Annotated in this window: 1 protein-coding gene; it reads right to left on the bottom strand. The window is 32.1% G+C overall.

Annotated features, from left to right (window positions below; all coding sequences use genetic code 11):
• Nucleotides 1-95 precede the first annotated feature (95 nt).
• The gene (locus AC29Z1_RS17490; protein WP_488272721.1) at nucleotides 96-569 is read right to left on the bottom strand and encodes a tripartite tricarboxylate transporter TctB family protein; all 474 of its coding nucleotides are present in this window, start codon (nucleotides 567-569) and stop codon (nucleotides 96-98) included.
• Between the last annotated feature and the right edge of the window lie 66 nt (nucleotides 570-635).

Below are 635 nucleotides of genomic sequence, written 5' to 3'. Positions count from 1 at the left end.
ATGTTCCAAGTAAGCACCCGATAAATCCATATATCAAGTTAATTGCTGAAAGAGCTGTCTGAAACCCAATTGAAAGATTAGTAATAAAATCCATATCACATGCCCTTTTTGATAAAAAAAACTGGAAGTAAATTTATAGGTAGTTTTAGCCCAATAATGAACACTAAAATCGCCAACATGGTGAGGCCAACAGTTATTAAGAAAAGTTCAGTCATTTTTCTTTTTCCAGGATATGCGAAGCATGAAATCATTAACAATGAAAAAACAGCTAAAATGAATCCCAAGTTAGGTATTACAGCTAAAAATACGAATATGGATAAAGAAAGCACTATTATAGGTTTCCAGTGCAAAGCATTGAGGTAAACAGTATTCCCTTTAACGCTTATGGAATAAAATACAATTATAACGCCTAATACCATTAATACGATTCCTAATATGATTGGAAAAAATCCGGGGCCGATTTCTCTGAGGCTTCCAAAATTGTATTTCCTTGCCATCAAAACAAAAAAAACACCAAGCATAGAAAACAAAAGGCCGGAAATAAAGTCTTTCTTATTACGAATCTTCATTGTCCTACCTATCCTTGAAAATCAGATCTCTTTTCAATATAAAAAGATTCAAATTTTTATAACCTA

This window comes from Sporomusa sp. (assembly GCF_057736855.1).
Note: the sequence above shows the minus strand (reverse complement) of the source record. Positions and strands in the feature narration are given on the sequence as shown.

Excerpts from the sequence above, each read along its gene's own strand:
- AC29Z1_RS17490 (WP_488272721.1), bottom strand. The coding sequence starts at position 569 with ATGAAGATTCGTAATAAGAAAGACTTTATTTCCGGCCTTTTGTTTTCT.